14 protein-coding genes and 1 tRNA gene are annotated in these 18,014 nt (G+C 69.4%); 6 read left to right on the top strand and 9 right to left on the bottom strand.

The features are described from left to right. Nucleotides 1–50: 50 nt before the first annotated feature. From ACIRA5_RS15565 to ACIRA5_RS15550, 4 genes are all read right to left on the bottom strand, one after another. On the bottom strand, nucleotides 51–419 hold the full coding sequence (locus ACIRA5_RS15565; RefSeq protein ID WP_403691053.1) for a BlaI/MecI/CopY family transcriptional regulator: 369 nt from the start codon (nucleotides 417–419) through the stop codon (nucleotides 51–53). Between the two features lie 549 nt (nucleotides 420–968). After that, nucleotides 969–1,982 carry a helix-turn-helix domain-containing protein gene (locus tag ACIRA5_RS15560; RefSeq protein WP_403691052.1) on the bottom strand — a complete coding sequence of 338 codons (1,014 nt, stop codon included), beginning with the start codon at nucleotides 1,980–1,982 and terminating at the stop codon, nucleotides 969–971. A 67-nt stretch (nucleotides 1,983–2,049) separates the two neighbouring features. Next, nucleotides 2,050–2,694 carry a class I SAM-dependent methyltransferase gene (locus ACIRA5_RS15555; protein WP_403691051.1) on the bottom strand — a complete coding sequence of 215 codons (645 nt, stop codon included), beginning with the start codon at nucleotides 2,692–2,694 and terminating at the stop codon, nucleotides 2,050–2,052. Nucleotides 2,695–3,154: 460 nt separating this feature from the next. Then, nucleotides 3,155–3,832 carry a DUF429 domain-containing protein gene (locus ACIRA5_RS15550; protein ID WP_403691049.1) on the bottom strand — a complete coding sequence of 226 codons (678 nt, stop codon included), beginning with the start codon at nucleotides 3,830–3,832 and terminating at the stop codon, nucleotides 3,155–3,157. 374 nt (nucleotides 3,833–4,206) lie between these two features. Here ACIRA5_RS15550 and ACIRA5_RS15545 point away from each other — a divergent pair, with 374 nt between their 5' ends. After that, nucleotides 4,207–5,421 carry an Ig-like domain-containing protein gene (locus ACIRA5_RS15545; protein WP_403691335.1) on the top strand — a complete coding sequence of 405 codons (1,215 nt, stop codon included), beginning with the start codon at nucleotides 4,207–4,209 and terminating at the stop codon, nucleotides 5,419–5,421. A gap of 251 nt (nucleotides 5,422–5,672) precedes the next feature. Further along, nucleotides 5,673–6,575, top strand: coding sequence for an RNA repair domain-containing protein (locus ACIRA5_RS15540; protein ID WP_403691048.1), 903 nt, complete (start codon nucleotides 5,673–5,675; stop codon nucleotides 6,573–6,575). Nucleotides 6,576–6,994: 419 nt separating this feature from the next. On the opposite strand, the gene ACIRA5_RS15535 is transcribed toward ACIRA5_RS15540, so the two are convergent. Next, nucleotides 6,995–7,079: transfer RNA gene (locus tag ACIRA5_RS15535), tRNA-Leu, on the bottom strand. Between the two features lie 208 nt (nucleotides 7,080–7,287). Then, entirely contained in the window at nucleotides 7,288–7,737 is a 450-nt protein-coding gene (locus tag ACIRA5_RS15530) for a MarR family winged helix-turn-helix transcriptional regulator (RefSeq protein ID WP_403691046.1), read from the bottom strand. A gap of 100 nt (nucleotides 7,738–7,837) precedes the next feature. Between ACIRA5_RS15530 and ACIRA5_RS15525 the strand changes: the two genes are divergently transcribed. Beyond that, the gene (locus tag ACIRA5_RS15525) at nucleotides 7,838–8,773 is read left to right on the top strand and encodes an LLM class flavin-dependent oxidoreductase (RefSeq protein WP_403691045.1); all 936 of its coding nucleotides are present in this window, start codon (nucleotides 7,838–7,840) and stop codon (nucleotides 8,771–8,773) included. Nucleotides 8,774–8,796: 23 nt separating this feature from the next. Here ACIRA5_RS15525 and ACIRA5_RS15520 read toward each other — a convergent pair whose 3' ends face one another. The 3 genes from ACIRA5_RS15520 to sucC form a co-directional block, all read right to left on the bottom strand. Continuing rightward, nucleotides 8,797–10,350 (bottom strand): aldehyde dehydrogenase family protein, encoded by a 1,554-nt coding sequence (locus ACIRA5_RS15520; RefSeq protein WP_403691044.1) that lies wholly within the window; start codon nucleotides 10,348–10,350, stop codon nucleotides 8,797–8,799. A gap of 239 nt (nucleotides 10,351–10,589) precedes the next feature. Then, nucleotides 10,590–11,489 carry a succinate--CoA ligase subunit alpha gene (sucD, locus tag ACIRA5_RS15515; RefSeq protein ID WP_403691043.1) on the bottom strand — a complete coding sequence of 300 codons (900 nt, stop codon included), beginning with the start codon at nucleotides 11,487–11,489 and terminating at the stop codon, nucleotides 10,590–10,592. Nucleotides 11,490–11,503: 14 nt separating this feature from the next. Next, nucleotides 11,504–12,634 carry an ADP-forming succinate--CoA ligase subunit beta gene (sucC, locus tag ACIRA5_RS15510; RefSeq protein ID WP_403691041.1) on the bottom strand — a complete coding sequence of 377 codons (1,131 nt, stop codon included), beginning with the start codon at nucleotides 12,632–12,634 and terminating at the stop codon, nucleotides 11,504–11,506. Between the two features lie 144 nt (nucleotides 12,635–12,778). On the opposite strand from sucC, the gene ACIRA5_RS15505 reads away from it, so the two are divergent. The 3 genes from ACIRA5_RS15505 to ACIRA5_RS15495 are packed head-to-tail and all read left to right on the top strand — an operon-like array spanning nucleotide 12,779 to nucleotide 17,873. Further along, the gene (locus tag ACIRA5_RS15505) at nucleotides 12,779–14,464 is read left to right on the top strand and encodes a thiamine pyrophosphate-binding protein (protein WP_403691040.1); all 1,686 of its coding nucleotides are present in this window, start codon (nucleotides 12,779–12,781) and stop codon (nucleotides 14,462–14,464) included. Nucleotides 14,465–14,474: 10 nt separating this feature from the next. Next, nucleotides 14,475–15,725 (top strand): formyl-CoA transferase, encoded by a 1,251-nt coding sequence (gene frc / locus ACIRA5_RS15500; protein WP_403691038.1) that lies wholly within the window; start codon nucleotides 14,475–14,477, stop codon nucleotides 15,723–15,725. Nucleotides 15,726–15,728: 3 nt separating this feature from the next. Beyond that, nucleotides 15,729–17,873: an acetate--CoA ligase family protein gene (locus tag ACIRA5_RS15495; RefSeq protein WP_403691037.1), complete on the top strand. Its 2,145-nt coding sequence runs from the start codon at nucleotides 15,729–15,731 to the stop codon at nucleotides 17,871–17,873. The last annotated feature ends 141 nt before the right edge of the window (nucleotides 17,874–18,014 follow it).

Here is an 18,014-nt window from a genome sequence, read left to right as displayed (position 1 = left end):
GCCAGGGCGGCCCACGGCCGCCGTGGAGCCGACCAGGACGGGGGCGGCGTTCACGGCTTCGCCTGTCGGCCCATGTTTCGCAGAGCCCTGCGCAGTGCGGCCACTTCTTCCTGCGACATGTTCTCCACGAAGTGGCGCAGCGCGGCCGAGCGGTCCTTGCTCTCCCCCAGGCCGTCCTCCATGAGTGCGGCGGCGTAGGCCTCGCGGCTGCGGACCGGCGCGTACAGCCAGGCGCGGCCCTGCTTGCCCCGCAGCAGCCAGCCCTTCGTGTACAGGATGTTGGTGACGGTCATCACCGTGGTGTACGCGACGGGGCGGGTCCTGTTGATGTCGTCGACGACATCACGCACGGTCGCCGGACGGTCCCACGTCCAGAGGCGATCCATGATCTCCGCCTCGAGATCCCCCAGCCGCCGCATGGCCCGGCTCCCTCACGCCTCCGAATACGTAGGGCCATAGTAGACGGCTGACCTGTCGCATTTCCGGGGACAACATCCTCAGCGGACCTTGTTGGACATACGCGCAGTGTCACAAGCTCAACTGCCGGGCGGCTCGTAGAAATGTTCCCCCGTGGCCGGCGAGCCACCGGCCTCGCGCCTGCCGGGTGCAGATCGTGGGATGCAGATCGTGGGATGCAGATCGTCGGGTGTCGGGTACGGACCCGGGTCAGGACGTGGACAGGTATGCGGGGGCGGCCCACGCCACGTCGTCGACCGCGAGCCACGGCGCGACCGCGACGCTTCCTCGCCGGCTTCGACCTCCTGGCCACGCCCACGATGGCGTGACTGCCGCCGCTCGTCGGTGCCTGGCGGGCAGGCGCCGACGACGATCCCCTGATGCCACTGCTGAACCGCTGTCCGACGGGGGTGTTCACGTCGGTGTTCAACGTGACAGGCCAACCGGCGATCTCGATCCCCATCCTCCGCGACGACGCCACCGGCTTGCCCGTCGGCTGAGCAGGGAGGTGGTCAGTCCATCGGGGACCGGCTGAGCGTCTGCTCCCGCTCGGACAGTGCCTGGAGCCGGTACTCCCTCGGAGAGAGCCCGTACGCGGTGCGAAAGGCGCGGGTGAATTCGGAGGCGCGGGGAAAGCCCCAGCGGGCGGCGACGGCGTGGACCGGCGTGGTGCGCAGCGAGAAGTCGGCCAGGTCGCGGCGGGCGTTCTCCAGCCGTCGGCCGCGGATCCAGGCCGCGACCGTTTCGCCCTGCGACTGCTGCTGAAAGATCCGGTACAGGTAGCTGCGGGAGATGTGGTGCGCGGCGGCGATCGCGGACGGCGTCAGCTCCGGGTCGTGGAGATTCTGCCGGATGAACGCCTGGACGCGTTGTGCTGTGACCCGCTGGCGGGTCTCCTGCGGAAGGGCGGCCTCTGCGTCCAGCACTTGGGCGAACCAGGCCGACACCAGGTCGAGTACGACCGTACCCAGGCGTGGCGCGTCGGACGGCTGAAGGGTTTCGGCCTGCCGGTCCAGACCGACGAGGAATTCGGTCAGCAGAGCGCCGATACCCTCCCGCCCCGACAGCCCCCGGCCCAGCAACTCCCGGACGCGGTGCGGCGGCAGGGGCAGCAACGCCTTGGGGAAGTCCACGCCGACCCCCTTGACGGCACGGCGATCCCGCTCGTCCGCCGGCCGGAGATCGTACGGCCGCGAGCCGTCGACCATGTGCAGGTCACGTGGGCCGAACGTGTCGGTCCGTCCGGCGTGCTCGAGGGCCAGACCTCCATCGAGCAGCAGCGTCAGGTGGTACGACTCAGGGTCGGACCGACGCACCATTTTTCCGCTCCGCCGGTAGCGGGTCGGCAGGAACGACGACGGCCATACGGTCACCGGCCCCAGCTCCATCAGCCGGTACTCCGCCCAGTAGTCGGCGGTGTGGGCACTGATCAGGTCGCTCGATCGTGTCCGGCCGACCAGTTCCCGCCAGTACTCGAACCTGTCCTCCGCAGGCACGTCCTCGCTTCGGAACACGGTCCCGATCATTCCGTCCCATCTCCCCTGACGCCTGGCCCCTGACCCAGGGCCATGGCCGCCCGTGCCGACAGCCGAGTTACTTGGGTGCGCGCATCAGCAGATGGCCATGGCGGAACTGGCGTTCCTCCTCGCGCGGCGCGCGCAGCATCCGGCCGACCTCGACGAACCCGGCTTCGCCCGCGAGCCCCGCGAGGTCGTCGATCGGCCATCGGTACGCCGTCACCACTTTGTGGTCGAACGCTGTGACCGGCTCACCCTCCGACTCGAAGAACGCGAGCGAGAGGTGGCCGTCAGGCGCGAGTACCCGCCGGAACTCGGAGAAGTACGAGGGCACCTCCTGCGGTGGGGTGTGGATGACCGAGTAGTAGGACACGATGCCGTTCAGCTTGCCGTCGGCCAGGTCCAGGGCGTCCATGGAGCCGACCTCGAACCGCAGGTCCGGGTATGCCTCGCGGGCAAGATCGATCATCACCGGCGACAGGTCGACGCCGAGGACATCCAGCCCCAGGTCCCGCAGGTGCGCGGTGATGCGTCCCGGACCGCATCCCAGCTCCGCGACGGGCCCGGCGCCGGTGGTCCGTACGAGATCGGCGAACGCGGCGAGCATCGCGCGATCCAGCGGAAGAGCGTCGAGGTCATTACGGAAGAGTTCCGCGTAACGGACTGCGACGGCGTCGTAGGCATCCGCTGTCGCACCGAGATGCGAGGAGGGTTCAGTCACAAGCGAGGACACTAGCTCGTCACGCGGGGCCATCTCCTGGAGGGCAGAAAGGAGTTGGTGGAAGCCCCGTTCCCTGCGGAGGGATCACGGGGGCGGCGATGCTCAGGGGTGGGCCGCAGGACGCGGCGCGCCGGGATCAGGCTCAGGGCCATGAGGGCGGCGATCGCTGCGGGCCCGGGGGACGTGGTGGGCGTGGGGTGGGTGGCGGGGAGATGCTCAGGCGGCCGGGGTGCCATCTGACATCTGCGCCAGCTGACATCTGATACCTGTCATCTGATGCCCGACATCTGATACCTGACCGGCCGGAACGACATAGCGCCCACGCCCGGCCGGAAGCCGAAGGTGGGTGCCACTTCGCCCTGCTGCCCATGAAACGAGCACATGGGCAATGATGTGTCGAGTCGTCCAGCAACTCGGTTTCCTCGCATCCTGACGAGGACGCCCGTTATTTGACGATCAGTCAGTAGCGAATCTCGACGGGGCGGCCCGCTGCGTCCAGCTCGGACACCGCGGGAACCCGCTCGGCGATCCCGAGTGCGATCCGGTGCGCCGACCAGGCAGCGGCAGCGGCGTCGAGTACATCGTCCACGGCGATCCGATCAGCCTCTCCGAGCTCGTCCGGGAGCACGAGTCCGGCCTCGGCCAGCAGTGCGCGGCGCAGGTTCTGGCCGCGCCAGGTCTTCTTGGCGTACGCCAGTGGCACCCCGCCGGCCAAGGCGGAGAACGACACCTCGGGGTGCACCTCGTGGATGCGCTCATCGGCGAGCCAGCACGCCCGAGCCTCGAGAAGTTTCGGGGCCAGCGCCCACGCCTGCCGGCTCAGCCGACTGCCGGTGAGCTCCTGGCACCGGTTTGCGGCCGCCACGTAATCAGGCTCCTGCCATGCCGACCTTGGCGCGATCAGGAAAACGCTGCTGCGTCGTATCCCGAGCAGCGCCCTGGCCGCGAGATCGGCGGCACGCCAGCCCTTCTCGACAACACCCAGCGGCATGTCCACCGCGATTGCCTGTACCGCACCGGCACGCTCGATCAGCGTATCGAGGGATACGGCCACCAGGCTCCCCGCGTACCCGCCGTCCGTGAGCCGGATCCCCACCCACCCCTGCTTGCCGCAGGCGTCGATTCCCAGAACGTCCATCCCACCCCCACCCCCACACGCACCCGGACCGAAAAGTAGCAGCGCCGCCGCTGCCGGCAACGGACGGTGCGCGCACCCCTCCCGGACGACGCGCGCGATGCCCTCGGCCTCGACGCCGACCTCCAGCGTCGCGGGCTGTCGCCCGCGAAGGCGGCCGGGGTGCCACGCGCGCCATCCGGCCGCCGGGCAGAGCCTCGGCGACGTTCTCACTGCACGTGGAATTCGCCACAATTTACTCCCTCAAGTATGGACGAATGCATAAATGTGGTTCTTTAGAGCTGGTTGCACACCTCAGGTAACCGGCTCCAGGGATTCAACGACCAGTGGCATGGGAGAAGCGTTTGATCACGGCACGTAAGCGACGCACCGGGCTGATGGCTACGGCCGGCGTACTCGGCGGCGTACTCGCACTCACGGCCCTAGGCGGCACCAGCAACGCTGCCACCAGCGACAACGGCCCCGGGAACGACCCGAAATCGCAGGCGCAGGCGCAGGCAGATCGGACGGGCACCCAGGACGCTTCCGATGCCCGAATAAAGATCACGCCCAGGCAAGGTGCCCACAGCGTCGGGATCAACAACCCCGTCAAGGTCACCGTCAGCAACGGCAAGCTCACCAAGGTGACCATGACCGCCGTCGCGACCGGTGCCGAGGTTGCGGGCACCGTGTCCGCGGACGGGACGTCCTGGCAGCCGAACGGCCAGCTGGAGCGGGCCACCAGGTATCAGGTCACCGCGGAGGCCGAGGACGCCCAGAGCCGCTCCGTCACCGGGAACGCCACGATCACCACGGTCTCCCCGGCCAACAACTTCATCGGGCACCTCTCCCCCGAGGACGGCTCGACCGTCGGCGTGGGCATGCCGGTGACGGTCAACTTCGACAAGGCGATCAGCAACAAGGCCGCCGTGGAGTCGGAGATCCAGGTCAGCTCCAGCAGCGGCCAGCAGGTCGTCGGTCACTGGCTCAACGACAACCGCCTGGACTTCCGCCCCGAGAACTACTGGAAGTCCGGCTCCACCGTCACCGTCGAGCTCAACCGCCACGGCATCCAGAAGACGGTCACGTTCAAGATCGGCCGGGGCCAGATCAGCACCGTCGACGCCAAGACGAAGCAGATGACCGTCGTACGGGACGGCAAGACGATCAAAACCATCCCGATCTCGTCCGGCAGCCCCGAGCACCCGACGTACAACGGTCAGATGGTCATCTCCGAGAAGTTCAGGCAGATCCATATGAACGGTGCGACCGTCGGCCTCACGGAGAAGGACGGCAAGCCCTCGTACGACCTCAAGGCCGTACCGCACGCCATGCGCCTGACCGACACGGGCACGTTCATCCACGGCAACTACTGGGGTGCCGACTCGGTCTTCGGCAAGGTCAACACCAGCCACGGCTGCGTGGGCCTGAAGGACGTCAGGGGCGGCGGCGACGGCAGGCAGCCCGCCGCGTGGTTCTTCGACCACTCGATGATCGGTGACGTCGTGATCATCAAGAACTCCGCGGACAAGACCACGTTGGCCCCGGACAACGGCCTCAGCGACTGGAACATGCCGTGGAGCGAGTGGGTCGCGGGAAGCGCGACCAACTGACACCACGCGGCTCGACGCGGCTCGACGCGGCTCCACGCGGCTCCACGCACAGGAACCTGGATCCCTTCCGCCACGGTCGCCCTCTGCACCCGTTGCCAGCACCGATCGCCGATACGAGACGACTCGTCTCGACATACACCGGCTCCGTCACGCACCGCACCTGATCCGTCACGGTCCGAGCGGGACAACCGTCCAGGACAGGGTGAGCGGCACCCTGGAGGAGAAGGTGTGAAGGCGGGAGAGGAGGCGTGATGCGAACCAGTGACGAGATCTATCACCGGGTCCGCTGGGACCCGCGGTTCGCCCCGGCCCGGTTCGTCCTGGGGATCAGCCAGCGCGGGGATGCCACCAAACGCATCCCGCTGCCTTCCTTCGTGCCCGGGGGCGACATCCCGTGGCACCGGGTGGTGTTCATCGAGGCGGACGGCGAGGTGGTCTGGGACCGGTCCACGGGTGTGGACCGCATCGACGCGTCGGGCGCCGGCCGGGTGCGGGACCCGCAAGCGGACCTGGGCTTCGGCGGGGGCGAACCCGTCGGCGTCCTCGACGTGTCCCCGACGGCCGACACCGCGGTGGCCTGGATCCCGCCCGCGGACCTGTGGCCGCCGATCCAGGACATCCGCCGGGATTACGATCCGCAGATCCACCGCTGGCCGCCGCACGTCAATGTGCTCTTCGGCTTCGTGCCGGAGCCCGATTTCGAGCGGGCCGCCCCGCTGCTCGCCGCGGCGACGGCCCGGACGCCGGTCTTCACCGCCCGGCTGGAAGGGCTACGCACCTTCCGGCACAGGGCGTACTTCACCGTGTGGCTCGACCCGACAGCAGCCGGCAAGGCGCCGTGGGCGGACCTGCACCGCGTACTGCGGCAGCGGTTCCCGCGCTGTCGTGGGCCCGCCGAGAACTTCACCCCGCATCTGTCCCTGGGCCGGACCCGGGATCCGCAGCGAGTCAGCGCCGACTGCGCCACCCGGCTCGACGCCATAACGGCGACCGTCTGGGAACTCGTCCTGCTCTCACGCAGGAGCCACGGGCCGATGCGGCCACGAGCCACGGTCGCCCTGCGCACCGGCGATGTCCGCTGGCTGCCCGCACCCGGCCTCGATGCGCCGGACCCGGAGGACACAGCATGGCTCTCCGAGATCAACGACAGGTAAGACCAGAGCCAGGTGGGGCAGAGCGCCACCAAGGATTCAGGTCGCCTGGGCGGAGCATTCGAGCCGCCGCTGACGAGCATGCCCTGCCGGCGGATCCACTCCGCTGTCTCCGGCGAGACGATCAGGTCCAGCTGCCGCAACGTGAGCCTGGGCGGCCGGTGGAGAAGTGCAGCAAGGAAAGCACGATCCGCCGGGGCGACCCGTGGCCTGTCGATCTGCCGCTACATGACAGCGAGTTGGTGGCTCAGCGTCAATTTCTCGATCTTCTTGTCCGCGTCGCTCACCGGCGACGCGCTCCGGCCGACGCGCACAAGAAAGGCCCACTCTACGAAGCCCTGGGCATCGTCATCAGCTACGAACACGCAACGAGGGCCGCAACCGTAAGGTTGAGGCCCTCGTCACCGTGTCATCAGTGGTTGTGTCCGAGGGGGGACTTGAACCCCCACGCCCGATAAAGGGCACTAGCACCTCAAGCTAGCGCGTCTGCCATTCCGCCACCCGGACTAGGTGTCTGCCGCCTGACCGGGGGTGTTCCCCGCGGCGACATGGACAACAATACCAAGGTTTCAGAGCGCCTTTCACCTGCATATCCGGGCCGTGGGAGCACCTGCGCGAGGCCGAACGAGGGGGCATCCGGCGACTTACCGCGGGTGACGCGATGATCACCAAGGGCCACCAGAGCGGAGGGTCGAACAGTCCCGGACCCGCACCCTCACTCCGCGTTCCGACGCTCCTCCACCACCAGGATCCGCAGGGCCCGCACGAGCGCGGCCGCCTCCTCCTCGTCCAGCGGCTCGAGGAAGCGCCGCTCCATCGCGAGCCGCGCACCCTCGGCCCGCTCGAGGCGGTCCCGGCCCGCGGGCGTCAGCTCCACGATGTTCTTGCGCCGGTCCTGAGGACTGCGGCGCCGCTCGACCAGCCCCTGATCCTCCAGACCGTCGATGAGCGCAACCATCGTGGTGCGGTCGACGCCGAGCCGTCCGGCCACCTCGACCTGCGACAACGGGAACTCGGCGACGAGCACCGCCAGCACCGCGAGCTCGTGGCCGTCGATCCCGAACGGCGCCAGCGCCTCCGCGGAAGCCCGCGCCAGCCGCTGCTGGGCGTGCTTGAGCAGATAGCCGAGCCGGGACTCAAGGGGCACGGGAGGGACATGACGCATGGGAGGTACGGGAGGTACGGAAGGGCGCTCACCGGTCATGCCGGGAACTGTACCCAAGACTGATTATCAGCTCTGCTGATGATTGTCTACGCTGAGCGATATGAGCGATCAATGCGTGCGCTTCGGTATCAAGACCACCCCCATGCACGTCTCCTACGACGACATCCGCCGCGTCTGGCAGGAGGCCGACGCCCTGCCCGAGATCGAGGACGCCTGGCTCTGGGACCATCTGCTTCCGCTCCGCGGCCCCAAGGACGGCCAGATCCACGAGGGTTGGACGCTGCTCAGCGCCCTGGCCGCGCAGACCGAGCGGCTGCGGCTCGGGCTCCTCGTCACCAGCAACCGCATCCGCCCGCCCGCCGTCCTCGGGAAGATGGCCTCGACCGTGGACGTGATCTCCGGCGGTCGGCTGGTCATGGGCATCGGTGTCGGCGGCACCCACCAGCCGCCCGGCACGGGCGGGATCGCCGGCGAAAATCCGGCCATCGCGGAGTACGAGGCGTACGGGATCTCCCTCGTCCCGCCGGGCGAGGGGGTCGCCCGGCTCGGCGAGACGGTCGAGATCCTGCGCCGGATGTGGACGGAGGACGACTCCTTCGACTTCGAGGGGCGTTACTACCGGTTGCGGGGCACGCGGAACGAGCCCAAGCCGGTGCAGCGGCCCGGGCCACCCCTGCTGATCGGCGGCTGGGGAACTCGACTGCTGCGGCTCGTCGCCGAGCAGGCCGACATCTGGAACGTCCCCGGACCGCCGCACAACAACGTCGGGTTCGTCGCCGAGCGCGGTCGTGTGCTGGACGCGCACTGTGCGGACATCGGACGGGATCCGCACGAGATCACCCGTTCCGTACAGGTCGTCGTCTCGTACGACGATCCCGCCGCCACCCGCGCCACCGTCGCCGACCTCATCGGCATCGGCGTGAACCATGTCGTACTCAGTCTGCCCCAGCCCTACCCACCAGGTGTCGCCCGCTGGCTGGTGGACGAGATCATCGCGGGAGTCCGCAGGGGTCCGAGAGGGCAGGCGGCGCCCTGAGGCGGGTACCGCCCGCCCTCACCTCACGGAACGAGCTGGTACTCGGGGAAGTTGCCCGGCAGCCGCTCCCCCGCCGGCCCCTGCGTGACGGCGCGCACGAGCAGCTCGCCGCCGACGAAGGCGCCGCGCCAGGACGCACCGAGGCCGCCGAAGAGCTCGTCGCGGTCGCCGCGGGAGCGGGGCTTGCCGCGGCCGACCTTGAACGCGCGGATCTGCGGGGCCAGTCGGGCGTACGTCGCCTCGTCGTCCGTGGACAGCGTGGCGACGAGCGCGCCGTTCGACGCGTTCATCGCGGCGAGCAGCTCCGCCTCGGTGTCGACCAGGACGATGGTGTCGACCGGGCCGAAGGGCTCCGCGTGGTGCAGCGGTGAGGACGGCGGCGGGTTCAGGAGCGTGACCGGCTGGACGTACGCCGCCGTGTCCTGGCCGGGCAGGAAGCGTGCGTCGGTCAGTTTGCCGCGGTGCAGCGGGACGGCGCCGCGGTCGATGGCCTCGGCCACCTGGTCGTGCAGCTCCTTCGCCTTGGCCGCGTTGATGACGGGCCCGAAGTCCAGCGCGGGACAGGGGTCTTCGGGGTGCTCGACGGCCAGTGGGTGACCGACCCGCAGGGTGCGGACGGCGGGGAGGTAGGCGGCGAGGAACTCGTCGAACAGCGAGCGCTGGACGACGAATCGCGGGTAGGCGGTGCAGCGCTGTTTGCCGTAGTCGAAGAGCTTGGGGATGACGGCCGTCAGTGCGTCCCAGTCCGTGTGGTTCCAGATGCCCCAGGTGTTGAGTCCCTCCTGTTCGAGTACATGCCGCTTGCCCAGGTCGGCGACGGCGGTGGCCACCGCTGCGCCCGTGTCACGGCCGCCGACGAAGGAGACGCAGCCGATCTCGGGCGCGCGGACCAGTGCCTCCGACAGCTCGCCTCCGCTGCCGCTGACGAGGGTGACGGGGATCCCTTCGCGTGCGGCGAGCGCGCCGGCCAGGGTGAGGCAGGCGACGCCGCCGTCGGTCGGGGTCTTGGCGATGACCGCGTTCCCTGCCAATGCCTGTACCAGCATTGCGTGAACGAGCACGCTCATCGGGTAGTTCCAACTCGCGATGTTGGACACCGGCCCCTCGAGCGGAGTCCGGCCGTCCACCATGGGCTCGATGCCGTCGACGTACCAGCGCACGCCGTCGATCGCCCGGTCCACGTCGGCCTGCGCGAGTCGCCAGGGCTTGCCGATCTCCCAGACGAGGAGGAGGGCGAGCAGCTCGCGGTGCTCGGTCAGGGCGTCGAGGGTGGCCGCGACGCGCGCCCGTCGTTCGGCGAGCGGGACATGGCGCCAGGCCCGGTGCTGGTCGAGTGAGGCCCGTACGGCCTGGTGGGCGGTTGCGGCGTTCAGCCGGGGCGGGCCCGCGATGGGGCTTCCGTCGACCGGGCTGGTGGCGGGCAGTGCCCGGCCGTCCGCCCGCCAGGAGGCGTCCCAGAGATTGAGGACGCGGTCCTCCTGGAACGCCTCGGGGGCGACGGCGAGGCAGCGCTGCCAGGCGTCGGCCCAGGACGTACCGGACTTCAGGGCGAGGGGGGTGTTGAGGGTGGATGCCATTCGGATGTCTCCGCTCTCGGTGCACAGTCGGGGGCGGGAGGTGCCTGGCTCCTGCCGAGCTGCATGGTGCACGGGCCCGGACGAGGAGTGGTCGCATCCGTGCGGAGGAGGACGGTGGTCGCGTCCGCACGGAGGGAAGGGTTCGTACGCGCAGGGTGGTCGCGTACGTACGGAGGAAGGTACTGAGGAGGCTCCGCTCGTGACAGTCACCTCACATCAACTATGAGTGACGTCTCATCTCACCCCTGTGCGGCGACACGCTCCGACTCCAGTCGGGTCAGCACCAGCCGGGCCGTCTCGGTCGGCGTGCCGCCCACCCGTACTCCGGCCGCCTCGAGGGCCTCCTTCTTGGCCTGTGCGGTGCCTGCCGAGCCGGAGACGATCGCGCCCGCGTGGCCCATCGTCCTGCCCTCGGGCGCGGTGAAGCCGGCGATGTAGGCGACGACGGGCTTGGTGACGTGGTCGCGGACGTACGCGGCGGCCCGCTCCTCGGCGTCGCCGCCGATCTCGCCGATGAGGACGACGAGTTCGGTGTCCGGGTCGTCCTGGAAGGCGGCCAGGCAGTCGATGTGGGTGGTGCCGACCACGGGGTCGCCGCCGATGCCCACGCATGTCGAGAAACCGATGTCGCGGAGTTCGTACATGAGTTGGTAGGTCAGCGTGCCCGACTTGGACACCAGGCCGATGCGCCCCGGCTTGGTGATGTCGGCGGGGATGATGCCCGCGTTCGACTGCCCCGGAGTGATCAGGCCCGGGCAGTTGGGGCCGATGACGCGGGTGCCCTTCGTGGCGGCGTACGCGTGGAAGGCGACGGAGTCGTGGACGGGGATGCCCTCGGTGATGACGACGGCGAGCGCGATGCCCGCGTCGGCGGCCTCGGTCACCGCGGCCTTGGCGAACGCGGGCGGTACGAACACGACGGTGACGTCGGCGCCGGTCGCCGCCATCCCCTCGCGCACCGAGCCGAAGACGGGCACCGCACGGTCGTCTAAGTCGACGGTCCGGCCCGCCTTGCGCGGGTTGACCCCGCCGACGACGTCCGTGCCGGCGGCGAGCATCCGCCGGGTGTGCTTCATGCCCTCGCCGCCGGTCATGCCCTGGACGAGAACCTTGCTCTCCTTGGTGAGAAAGATGGCCATGTCCTGTTCCTCCTTCAGCCGGTGGTGGCGAGCCGGGCCGCGCGGTGTGCGGCGTCGTCCATGGTGGTGGCCTGCTGGACCAGGGGGTGCGCGCGGCCGTCGAGGATGGCGCGGCCACGGACGGCGTTGTTGCCGTCGAGGCGGACCACGAGGGGTTTGGTCAACCGCACGGTCTCCAGCGCCCGCACGATGCCGTCGGCGACCGCGTCGCAGGCCGTGATGCCGCCGAAGACGTTGACGAAGACCGATTTCACGGCCGGGTCGGAGAGGATCACCCAGAGGCCGTCGGCCATGATCTGTGCGGAGGCCCCGCCGCCGATGTCGAGGAAGTTCGCCGGGCGGGCGCCGCAGCCCGCGACCACGTCGAGCGTCGACATGACGAGGCCCGCGCCGTTGCCGATGATGCCGACCTCGCCGTCCAGTTTGACGTAGTTGAGGCCCTTGGCCGCGGCCGCCGCCTCCAGGGGGTCGTCGTGCACGGCCTCCTGATCACCCCAACGCGCCTGGCGGAAGCGGGCGTTGTCGTCGAGGGTGACCTTGCCGTCCAGGGCGAGGATCTGTCCCTGGGCGGTGCGTACGAGGGGGTTCACCTCGACGAGCACGGCGTCCTCGCGGGTCAGCACCTCCCAGAGGCGTACGAGAACGTCGACGGTCTCCGGGGGCAGCCCCGCGGCCTCGGCGATCTCGGTCGCCTTCGCCGAGGTGACGCCCACGGCCGGGTCGACGGGAACACGCGCCACTGCCTCCGGGCGGCTCGCGGCCACCTCCTCGATGTCCATGCCGCCCTCGGCCGACGCGATCGCGAGGAAGCGTCCGGCGGCGCGGTCGAGGACGTATCCGACGTAGAACTCGCTCTCGATGTCCACCGGTTGGGCCAGCATCACCTTGCCGACCGTGTGGCCCTTGATGTCCATACCGAGAATCTGACGTGCCGTGAGCTCGGCGGCGGCCGGGTCGGCGGCGAGTCTGACGCCGCCCGCCTTGCCGCGTCCACCGGTCTTCACCTGGGCTTTCACGACGACTCGGCCGCCGAGCCGGCGGGCGATCGCGCGTGCCTCCTTGGGCGAGTCCGTGACCTCGGCCCTCGGCACCAAGATGCCGTGTTCCTCGAAGAGTTCCCTTGCCTGGTGCTCGTACAGGTCCATCACCGGCTCCTGACTGAAAGTGCCGCACGCCCCCTGGACACCACCCACCGGATGCGGGATAACAAGCTTCATACAGTATTCGTCGACTGTATGCAATGTACCGCGAGAGCGTTCCAACCCCCTACGAAGGGACAGGACTTCGCCATGCCCGACGACATCAGCCAGGACTCCATCTCCGGTGGGCATCTGGTCGCCAAGGCACTCAAAGCAGAAGGTGTGGAGGTCATCTACACCCTGTGCGGCGGCCACATCATCGACATCTACGACGGCTGCGTCGACGAAGGCATAGAGGTCGTCGACGTCCGTCACGAGCAGGTCGCCGCCCACGCCGCCGACGGCTACGCACGCATCACCGGCAAGCCCGGATGCGCCGTCGTCACGGCGGGTCCCGGTACGACCGACGCCGTGACCGGCGTCGCGAACGCCTTCCGCGCCGAGTCCCCGATGCTGCTCATCGGCGGCCAGGGGGCGCACACCCAGCACAAGATGGGGTCCCTGCAGGACCTGCCGCACGTCGACATGATGACGCCGATCACCAAGTTCGCGGCGACGGTGCCGGACACGGCGCGCGCCGCCGACATGGTGTCGATGGCGTTCCGGGAGTGCTTCCACGGCGCGCCCGGCCCCTCCTTCCTGGAGATCCCGCGCGATGTCCTGGACGCCAGGGTGCCGGTGGACAAGGCCCGGATCCCGGCCGCCGGCCACTACCGGGCCTCGACCCGCTCGGCCGGAGACCCCGAGGCGATCGAAAGGCTCGCCGCCCTCCTCGTCCACGCCGAGAAACCCGCGATCCTGCTGGGCAGCCAGGTATGGACGACGCGCGGCACCGCGTCCGCCATCGAACTCGTCCGCACCCTCAACATCCCGGCGTACATGAACGGCGCGGGGCGCGGCACGCTGCCGCCCGGGGACCCGCACCACTTCCAGCTCTCACGCCGGTACGCCTTCTCCAACGCCGATGTCATCGTCATCGTGGGTACGCCCTTCGACTTCCGCATGGGCTACGGCAAGCGGCTCTCCCCGGACGCGACCGTCGTGCAGATCGACCTCGACTACCGGACCGTCGGCAAGAACCGGGACATCGACCTCGGCATCGTCGGCGACGCGGGTCTGGTCCTGAAGTCGGTCACCGAGGCGGCCTCCGGGCGCCTCAACGGCGGCGCGTCGAAGCGCAAGGAGTGGCTGGACGAGCTACGGGCCGCCGAGCAGACGGCCATCGAGAAGCGGCTGCCCAGCCTGAGGTCGGACGCCTCACCGATCCACCCGTACCGCCTGGTCAGCGAGATCAACGACTTCCTCACCGAGGACTCGATCTACATCGGGGACGGCGGCGACATCGTCACCTTCTCCGGGCAGGTCGTCCAGCCCAAGTCACCCGGGCACTGGATGGACCCGGGCCCGCTCGGGACGCTCGGCGTCGGCGTCCCGTTCGTGCTCGCGGCCAAGCAGGCACGGCCCGACAAGGAGGTCGTCGCCCTCTTCGGGGACGGCGCCTTCTCCCTCACCGGCTGGGACTTCGAGACCCTCGTCCGCTACAACCTCCCCTTCGTCGGCATCGTCGGCAACAACTCCTCCATGAACCAGATCCGTTACGGCCAGGCCCAGAAGTACGGCCTGGAGCGCGAGCGGGTCGGCAACACCCTCGGCGACGTCCACTACGACAAGTTCGCGCAGATGCTGGGCGGTCACGGCGAGGAGGTCCGCGACCCCGCCGACATCGGCCCGGCGCTCCAGCGCGCCCGGGAGTCGGGCAAGCCGTCGCTGATCAACGTCTGGGTCGACCCGGACGCGTACGCCCCCGGAACCATGAACCAGACGATGTACAAGTGAGGTGCCCCCGATGACCCCGATCACCGGAACGTCGACCAAGGCGCTCGAAGGCGTCCGTGTCCTCGACATGACGCACGTCCAGTCGGGTCCGTCCGCCACGCAGCTGCTGGCCTGGCTGGGCGCGGACGTCGTCAAGCTGGAGGCGCCGACCGGCGACATCACCCGCAAGCAGCTGCGCGACCTTCCCGACGTCGACTCCCTCTACTTCACGATGCTCAACTGCAACAAGCGGAGCATCACCCTCAACACCAAGACCGAGCGCGGCAAGGAGATCCTCACCGAACTGATCCGGCGCTCCGACGTCATGGTCGAGAACTTCGGACCCGGCGCGGTCGACCGCATGGGCTTCACCTGGGACCGCATCCAGGAGATCAATCCGCGGATCGTCTATGCCTCCATCAAGGGGTTCGGGGACGGCCCGTACACCAACTTCAAGGCGTACGAGGTCGTCGCGCAGGCCATGGGCGGGTCGATGTCGACCACCGGTTTCGAGGACGGGCCGCCGCTGGCGACGGGGGCCCAGATCGGTGACTCGGGCACGGGCGTGCACGCCGTGGCGGGGATTCTCGCGGCGCTGTACCAGCGGGAGAACACCGGGCGCGGGCAGCGGGTCAACGTGGCCATGCAGCATGCCGTGCTCAACCTCTGCCGGGTGAAGTTGCGCGATCAGCAGCGACTGACACATGGACCGCTCGCTGAATATCCCAACGACGACTTCGGCGTCGAGGTTCCCCGCTCCGGCAACGCGTCCGGCGGCGGCCAGCCGGGCTGGGCGGTCAAGTGCGCTCCGGGCGGCCCCAACGACTACGTGTACGTCATCGTGCAGCCCGTCGGCTGGAAGCCGATCACCGAGCTCATCGGACGGCCGGAGCTGGCGGACGATCCCGGGTGGGCGACCCCGGAGGCCCGGCTGCCGCAGCTCACCAAGATGTTCCAGCTCATCGAGGAGTGGTCGGCCACGCTCCCCAAGTGGGAGGTGCTGGAGAAGCTCAACGCCCACAACATCCCGTGCGGCCCGATCCTGTCCACCAAGGAGATCATCGAGGACGAGTCGCTGGTCGCCAACGAGATGGTCGTGTCGGTGCCGCACCCCGAGCGGGGCAAGTTCGTGACCGTGGGCAGCCCGCTGAAGCTCTCCGACTCCCCCGTGGACGTGACCAGTTCGCCGCTGCTCGGCGAGCACAACGAAGAGGTCTACATCGGCGAGCTCGGCCTCGGCGACGAGGAACTTCGCCTGCTCAAGTCGAACGGAGTGATCTGAGTGATGGCCGAAGACCGGATGGTGAGGGTGCGCGCGCTCCTCGACGCCGTGCGGGCCGAGGGGCGGAGCGCGCTCACCGCGCCCGAGGGAAAGGTGATCGCCGACGCGTACGCGATCGCCGTCCCCGGTGAGGAGCTGGCGACGGACGTCGACGAGGCGGTGGCGTACGCGGCGCGCTTCGGCGGGCCCGTGGTGATGAAGATCGTCTCGCCGGACATCCTGCACAAGACCGACGCCGGCGGCGTGATCGTGGGTGTGGAGGGCGCGGCGGACGTACGCGCCGCCTTCCACAAGGTCGTCGAGAACGCGCGGGCCTACGACCCGCTGGCCCGCATCGAGGGCGTCCAGGTCCAGGAACTGCTCCCTCAGGGGCAGGAGGTCATCGTCGGGGCGGTGACCGACCCGACCTTCGGGAAGGTCGTCGCCTTCGGGCTCGGTGGGGTGCTGGTGGAGGTCCTGAAGGACGTCACCTTCCGGCTCGCCCCCGTGGACGCCGACGAGGCGCTGTCGATGCTGGACTCGATCAGGGCGGCCGAGATCCTGCGCGGGGTGCGCGGCGCGCCGCCGGTGGACCGGTGGGCGATCGCCGAGCAGATCCGTCGGGTCTCCGAACTCGTCGCGGACTTCCCCGAGATCGCCGAGGTGGACCTCAACCCGGTGATCGCCACTCCGGAGGGCGCGGTCGCCGCGGACATCCGGGTGATCCTCGCGGACTCGGTCCCCAAGGAGCGGCGCAAGTACACGCGCGAGGAGATCCTCACGTCGATGCGGCGGCTGATGGAGCCCTCGTCCGTGGCCGTGATCGGTGCCTCCAACGAGCAGGGCAAGATCGGCAATTCGGTCATGCGCAACCTCGTCGACGGGGGCTTCTCCGGCGAGATCCACCCGGTGAACCCCAAGGCCGATGACATTCAGGGCCGCAAGGCGTACAAGAGTGTCACCGACGTTCCCGGTGAGGTGGATGTGGCGGTCTTCGCGATCCCCGCCAAGTTCGTGGCCTCGGCCCTGGAGGAGGTGGGACGCAAGGGGATCCCCAACGCCGTACTGATCCCCTCCGGGTTCGCGGAGACCGGCGAGCACGAGCTCCAGGACGAGATCGTGGCCATCGCCGAGCGGTACGGGATCCGGCTGCTCGGGCCGAACATCTACGGCTACTACTCGACGTGGCAGGACCTGTGTGCCACGTTCTGCACACCGTACGACGTGAAGGGCGGTGTCGCGCTCACCTCGCAGTCCGGTGGCATAGGGATGGCCATCCTGGGCTTCGCGCGCACTACGAAGACGGGTGTTTCCGCGATCGTCGGGCTCGGCAACAAGTCGGACCTGGACGAGGACGACCTGCTCACCTGGTTCGGTGAGGACCCGCACACCCAGTGCATCGCGATGCACCTGGAGGACCTGAAGGACGGCCGCGCCTTCGTGGAGGCGGCGCGCGCGACGGTCCCGAAGAAGCCGGTCGTCGTCCTGAAGGCGGGGCGTACGGCCGCCGGGGCGAAGGCCGCCGGCTCTCATACGGGCGCGCTCGCGGGCGACGACGCCGTGTACGAGGACATCCTGAAGCAGGCCGGCGTCATCCGGGCTCCCGGACTGAACGAAATGCTGGAGTACGCGCGCGCGTTGCCCGTACTTCCCACCCCCAGGGGCGGCAACGTCGTCATCATCACGGGTGCGGGCGGCAGCGGTGTGCTCCTGTCCGACGCGGTGACGGACAACGGTCTGTCCCTGATGGAGATCCCGCCGGACCTGGACGCGTCCTTCAGGGCGTTCATCCCGCCCTTCGGGGCCGCGGGCAACCCGGTGGACATCACCGGGGGCGAGCCGCCGTCGACGTACGAGGCGACGATCCGGCTGGGCCTGGAGGACTCGCGCATCCACGCGCTCGTCCTCGGCTACTGGCACACCATCGTGACCCCGCCCATGGTCTTCGCCGAGCTCACCGCGCGCGTGGTGGCCGAATTCCGTGAGCGCGGCATCGAGAAGCCCGTGGTGGCGTCGCTCGCGGGTGACGTCGAGGTCGAGGAGGCCTGCCAGTACCTGTACGAGCGGGGGGTCGTGGCGTACCCGTACACGACGGAGAAGCCGGTGGCCGTGCTCGGCGCCAAATACCGCTGGGCGCGGGCGGCGGGCCTGTTGGGGGGCGGTTCATGAGGTGAACCAGGGCGGGGGGGGGCCCCGGGGGGGGGGGGGCCCCCCCCCCCCCCCCGCCCCCCCCCCCCCCCCCCCCGCCGGGGGCGGGGGGCCCCCAAGAATGAGGACGCGGGGGGGGAACCACCAGACCCCCCACCCACC

The sequence above is a fragment of the Streptomyces sp. NPDC096311 genome, from assembly GCF_044763085.1.
In the GTDB taxonomy this organism is placed as follows: Bacteria; Actinomycetota; Actinomycetes; order Streptomycetales; family Streptomycetaceae; genus Streptomyces.
The sequence above is the reverse complement of the archived record's forward strand: the minus strand, read 5'-3'. Positions and strand labels throughout refer to the sequence as shown.